At 60.9% G+C, this 5,734-nt stretch carries 7 protein-coding genes; all 7 read left to right on the top strand.

Going from position 1 to position 5,734, the window contains the following annotated elements; genetic code table 11:
* Positions 1 to 718, top strand: a 718-nt coding sequence (lptD, locus tag DQ405_RS23660) for an LPS assembly protein LptD (protein WP_168426312.1), incomplete at its 5' end; no start/stop codon positions are given.
* A complete protein-coding gene (locus tag DQ405_RS23655) occupies positions 699 to 2,006 on the top strand; it encodes a peptidylprolyl isomerase (RefSeq protein WP_168426311.1) in 1,308 nt (435 codons plus the stop codon). The genes lptD and DQ405_RS23655, both read left to right, overlap by 20 nt.
* Before the next feature lie 84 nt (positions 2,007 to 2,090).
* Positions 2,091 to 3,071 carry a 4-hydroxythreonine-4-phosphate dehydrogenase PdxA gene (pdxA, locus tag DQ405_RS23650; protein WP_168426310.1) on the top strand — a complete coding sequence of 327 codons (981 nt, stop codon included), beginning with the start codon at positions 2,091 to 2,093 and terminating at the stop codon, positions 3,069 to 3,071.
* Between the two features lie 148 nt (positions 3,072 to 3,219).
* Positions 3,220 to 4,017: a 16S rRNA (adenine(1518)-N(6)/adenine(1519)-N(6))-dimethyltransferase RsmA gene (gene rsmA, locus DQ405_RS23645; RefSeq protein WP_168426309.1), complete on the top strand. Its 798-nt coding sequence runs from the start codon at positions 3,220 to 3,222 to the stop codon at positions 4,015 to 4,017.
* 26 nt (positions 4,018 to 4,043) lie between these two features.
* The gene (apaG, locus tag DQ405_RS23640) at positions 4,044 to 4,427 is read left to right on the top strand and encodes a Co2+/Mg2+ efflux protein ApaG (RefSeq protein WP_168426308.1); all 384 of its coding nucleotides are present in this window, start codon (positions 4,044 to 4,046) and stop codon (positions 4,425 to 4,427) included.
* Positions 4,424 to 5,248, top strand: a complete 825-nt coding sequence (locus DQ405_RS23635; RefSeq protein WP_168426307.1) for a symmetrical bis(5'-nucleosyl)-tetraphosphatase — start codon at positions 4,424 to 4,426, stop codon at positions 5,246 to 5,248. The genes apaG and DQ405_RS23635 overlap by 4 nt, the downstream gene beginning before the upstream one ends.
* Positions 5,241 to 5,570, top strand: a complete 330-nt coding sequence (gene glpE / locus DQ405_RS23630) for a thiosulfate sulfurtransferase GlpE (RefSeq protein ID WP_168426306.1) — start codon at positions 5,241 to 5,243, stop codon at positions 5,568 to 5,570. Before DQ405_RS23635 ends, glpE begins: the two co-directional genes overlap by 8 nt.
* The last annotated feature ends 164 nt before the right edge of the window (positions 5,571 to 5,734 follow it).

Genomic DNA, 5,734 nt, shown 5'->3' with positions numbered 1-5,734 from the left:
GCCTAACGGTTTCGAGCGTCAGCGGTTAAGTATCGGCCAGGCGTTCTACTTCGAAGACCGTAAGGTCCAGCTGCGCGGCATCGATTATCGCACGCGCTCCAATGCGACTTCCTCGGTATCGCCCTATGCGCTGGAGTACATGTACCGCTACAACCGGGACTGGCGCTTCACGTCCACCTTCAACTGGGACCCGGACACTCATAGCACCCGCTCAGGTAGCGCCATGTGGCATTACCAGCCAGCTGACAATCCGAACAAGATTGTCAATATCGGCTACCGCTACCGCAACGACACCGTCCGTTTCGACCAGGCCACCGGCTTGTGGACCTATGGCGGTGATTACGGCACGCCGGGTACACCGGAGTACATCAAGGATTACTACAAGATCAACCAGCACGACATCTCCACCATCTGGCCAATCGTGCCGCAGTGGAGCGTGATCGCGCGCTGGCAGCATGACTACAGCCGCAACCGTACGCTGGAAGCCTTCGGCGGCTTCGAGTATGACAATTGCTGCTGGAAGCTGCGGCTGATCAACCGCTACTGGATCGACTACGACGAAACCAGTCTCAACCCATCGCAGAACGACGAGCCAGACAATGGCATCTTCCTGCAAATCGTCCTCAAGGGACTCGGTGGCGTGTTCGGCAGCACGACCGAGACATTCCTCGACGAAGGCATACAAGGTTACCGTGAACGTGAAGACCAAGCTTTCTAATTACCTGCGCCCGCTGCTGGTGGGCGCGCTCCTGCTAGGCAACGCCACCCTCGCCACTTCAGCCGCTGCCGAGGTGCGCCCGCTCGATCGTATCGTCGCCATCGTCGATAACGACGTCATCATGCAGAGCCAGCTGGATCAGCGCCTTCGCGAGGTCGAACAGACCATCGAGAAGCGCGGTGCGGAGATGCCGCCGCGAGACGTCATGCAGCAGCAGGTGCTCGAGCGCCTGATCACCGAGAATCTGCAGCTGCAGATCGGTGAACGCTCAGGCATCCGTATTTCGGACGAGGAGCTCAATCAGGCGATGGCCACCATCGCCCAACGTAATAACATGAGCCTTGATCAGTTCCGCGCCGCCCTGGAGCGCGACGGGCTGAGTCTGGAAACTGCTCGCGAGCAGATTCGCCGGGAGATGATCATCAGCCGCGTGCGTCAGCGCCGCATCGCCGAGCGAATTCAAGTATCGAACCAGGAAGTGGAAAACTTCCTCGCTTCCGATCTTGGCAAGCTGCAGCTTTCCGAAGAATATCGGCTAGCCAACATTCTTATTCCGGTACCGGAGTCAGCCGATTCGGCGGCCATCCAGGCAGCGGAAGAAATGGCAAGAGACACCTACGAACAGCTGCAGAATGGCGCGGATTTCGCCAAGCTGGCGGTTGCTCGCTCGGCCAGCGAGAACGCACTGGAAGGCGGTGACATGGGCTGGCGAAAAGCCGCTCAACTGCCACCGCCATTCGACACCGAAGTCAGCACCATGGACGTCGGTGACTTCACCCAACCGGTTCGCACCCCACCAGGCTTCATCCTGCTCAAGGTGCTGGACAAGCGCGGCGGTGATACCCAGGTTCGCGACGAGGTTCACGTTCGCCATATTCTGATCAAGCCGAGCCAGATCCGCAGCGAAGATGAAAGCCGCCGCCTGGTGGAGCGCCTGCGCGACCGGATCCTCGCAGGTGAGAGCTTCGCCGACCTGGCGAAGAATTTCTCCGAAGATCCAGGTTCTGCGCTCAACGGTGGCGACCTGAATTGGATCGACCCGAGCTCGCTGGTACCGGAGTTCCGCGAAGTCATGGCCAATACCCCCAATGGCCAACTGTCCGAAGCCTTCAAGACCCCGTACGGCTGGCATATCCTCGAAGTTCTCGGCCGCCGCGCCACTGATGCCAGTGAGGAGTTCCGCGAGCAGCAGGCGCAAACGCTGCTACGCAACCGCAAGTACGAAGAAGAACTGCAAGCCTGGCTTCGCCAGATACGCGACGAGGCCTACGTCGAGATCAAGATCTGATATCGGAAGGGTCGCCGCACGCCATCAGCGGGCCTGCCAATTTGGCCGGCCCGTTTTTTTTAACCCGCCTGAGGGCTGATCGATATGACCGTCAAACGCTTCGCTCTGACTCCTGGCGAGCCGGCCGGTATCGGCCCCGACCTCTGCCTGCTGCTCGCGCGCGACAGCCACCCCCACGCCCTGATCGTCATAGCCAGCATCGAGCTGATGCGTGCGCGCGCAACCGAGCTAGGGCTGGATATCAACCTGATTGAGGTCACTCCAGACAGCTGGCCGGACCAGCCTGCCGCTGCGAGCTGCCTATATGTCTGGGATACGCCATTAGCCTCACCCGTGGTCAGCGGTGCGCTCACCGCGGCAAATGCCAACTATGTGCTCGCGACGCTGCAACGCGCTGGTCGCGGCTGCCTCGACGGCAGTTTCGCCGGGATGATTACCGCACCCGTGCATAAAGGCGTGATCAACGAGGCCGGTATACCCTTCTCCGGACACACCGAGTTCCTCGCTGAACTGACGGGCACCGAGCAGGTGGTCATGATGCTGGCCACCCGTGGCCTACGGGTAGCCCTCGTGACCACGCACCTGCCGCTCAAGGATGTCGCCGCCGCGATAACCACCGAGCGGTTGCAGCGTGTGACGCGCATTCTGCATGCCGACCTGGTGGAAAAGTTCGGCATCGCTCGACCGCGCATTCTGGTCTGCGGACTCAACCCGCATGCCGGCGAAGATGGTCACCTGGGGCTCGAGGAAATCGAAATCATCGAACCAGCACTGGAAGCACTTCGGCACGAAGGACTCGACCTCGTCGGCCCGCTGCCTGCGGATACGCTGTTCACCCCCAAGCACCTCGATAACTGCGACGCAGTGCTGGCGATGTATCACGACCAGGGCCTGCCGGTGTTGAAATACAAAGGCTTCGGCGCGGCCGTCAATGTCACCCTGGGTTTGCCGATCGTGCGCACCTCGGTTGATCACGGCACCGCGCTGGATCTCGCAGGTACCGGCCGAATCGATACCGGCAGCCTGCAGGTGGCGCTGGAAACGGCGTATCAGATGGCTAGGTAGCCGATGCGATCAGGCACATGGCTGGCGCGACGCATCGACTTCTGATGGACGTAAAAAGCGCCATTCACACCAGCCTGCTAAACTGCGCACCTTTTCGTTTCCAGCTTCTGGCTTCCCGCTTCAAGCTGCTCCCTGGGTGCTGCTGTCCATGTCCGAGAACTACCAACACCGCGCGCGAAAGCGTTTCGGCCAAAATTTCCTCCACGATGCTGGCGTGATTCATCGCATCCTGCGCGCCATCCATGCCAAACCGGGTGAGCGCATGGTCGAGATTGGTCCAGGCCAGGGCGCCCTCACCGAAGGGCTGCTCGACAGCGGCGCGCATCTGGATGTGGTCGAACTGGACCTGGACCTCATCCCGATTCTTCAGCACAAGTTCGCCGGGCGGGACAATTTCGCGCTTAACCAGGGCGATGCCTTGAAGTTCGATTTCGCCCAGCTGAGCCAGGAACCCGGCAGCCTGCGCATCGTCGGCAACCTCCCATACAACATCTCCACACCGTTGATCTTTCATCTGCTCGACCACGCTCACCTGATCCGCGACATGCATTTCATGCTGCAGAAGGAAGTGGTCGAACGCCTCGCTGCGCAGCCCGGCGGTGGCGACTGGGGGCGTCTGTCGATCATGGTGCAGTACCACTGTCGCGTAGAGCACCTGTTCAATGTTGGCCCTGGCGCCTTCAACCCGGCGCCTAAGGTGGAATCGGCCATAGTGCGCCTAGTCCCTCACGAAGTGCTGCCGCATCCGGCGCGCGATCATCGCCAGCTGGAAGTCGTCGTTCGCCAAGCCTTCAATCAGCGCCGAAAGACGCTGCGCAATACGCTCAAAGGCCTGCTCGACGCGGACGCCATCGCCGCGGCAGATGTTGATGGCAGCCTTCGCCCGGAACAGCTGGACCTGGCAGCGTTCGTAAGATTGTCAGACCAACTTTCCGCCCGCGTCTGAAGGCGAGCCCCAAAGTAGGAGTCCCCATGCCTGAAGACCTTCGCTACTGGATCAACGTCAGCGTCAGCCCGGCGTATCTGGCCGACCAGTCGCAGCCGGAACAAAACCGTTATGCCTTTGCCTACACAGTAACGATCGAAAACAAGGGCCAGCTCACTGCACAACTGCTGTCTCGTCACTGGATCATCACCGACGGCGATGGCCAGGTTCAGGAGGTACGCGGCGCCGGCGTGGTCGGCGAACAGCCGGTGGTCGCGCCGGGCCAGCGTCACGTCTATACCAGCGGCACGCTGATGGCCTCCAGCGTCGGCACCATGCAGGGCAGCTATCAGATGCTCGCCGAAGACGGACACCGCTTCGATGCCGAGATTGCCCCCTTCCGGCTGGCCGTACCCGGAGCCTTGCATTGACTATCTATGCTGTCGGCGACCTGCAGGGTTGCCTCGAACCCCTCCAATGCCTGCTGCAGCGAGTCGACTTCAGCCCCTCGCGCGATTGCCTGTGGCTCGCCGGGGACCTGGTCAACCGTGGTCCGCAATCGCTTGAAGCTTTGCGCTTCGTACGTGATCTGGGCAGCTCCGCCGTGACCGTGCTCGGCAATCATGATCTGCACCTGCTGGCCGTTGCGCACAACATCGAACGATTGAAGCGCTCCGACACGCTCAAACCCATCCTCGACGCGCCCGACCGGACTGACCTGATCGACTGGCTGCGCCAGCAGAGGCTGGTCCACCACGACGCCGAACGAGCCACCACCATGGTCCATGCGGGCATCCCGCCGCAATGGACGCTGGCCAAGGCGCTCAGACGAGCCGCAGAAGTCGAACAAGCATTGCGTGACGACGCCATGCTGCAGCCGTTTCTCGACGGCATGTACGGCAACCTGCCCGCTAAGTGGAACAAGGAATTGCACGGGGTGCCACGGCTGCGCCTGATCACCAACTATTTCACCCGCATGCGCTTCTGCAAGGCCGATGGCACCCTCGATCTGCAAGCCAAGGAAGGGATCGAATCGGCCCCGCCGGGCTTCGCGCCCTGGTTCAGCCACCCCAATCGCAAGACTCGTGGCTGCAAGATCATCTTCGGCCACTGGGCCGCGCTGGAGGGTCGCTGCGACGAACCCAACGTCTTTGCGCTGGATACCGGCTGCGTGTGGGGCAACACTATGACCCTGATGAATCTCGACAGCGGAGAAATGCACCGCTGCGAATGCGAGGCAACCCATGACTGAGTTCAAACGTATCTCTCCGCAACAGGCCCAGGCGCTGCGCAATGACGGTGGCGTGATCGTCGACATTCGCGACGCCCTCAGCTACGCCAGTGGCCATATCGCTGGTTCGACACATCTTGATAACCATTCCCTGCCGGACTTTATCGCGGCGGCAGATCTCGACCATCCGTTGGTCGTCACCTGCTATCACGGTCACTCCAGCCAGAGCGCTGCTGCCTACCTGATCAACCAGGGCTTCTCGGATGTCTACAGCCTCGATGGCGGCTTTGAGCTATGGCGCCAGACTTACCCCCAGGACGTCGAACAGGGCGATCCTTCGTAAAAAAAATATCGCCTCCAAACGCCGCGCATCGCGCGGCCTTGCGCTTCCCATCCGACGAAACGCAGCGGTAAAAGCACCTCTCCTCCCTTGAATTTGCTGAATCCGAACTATCCTTCAGTTCAGGCCATCCAAACAGGTGAAAGCCGTGCACCGGCTACCGGGCC

This window comes from Pseudomonas sp. SST3 (assembly GCF_003325755.1).
Note: the sequence above shows the minus strand (reverse complement) of the source record. Positions and strands in the feature narration are given on the sequence as shown.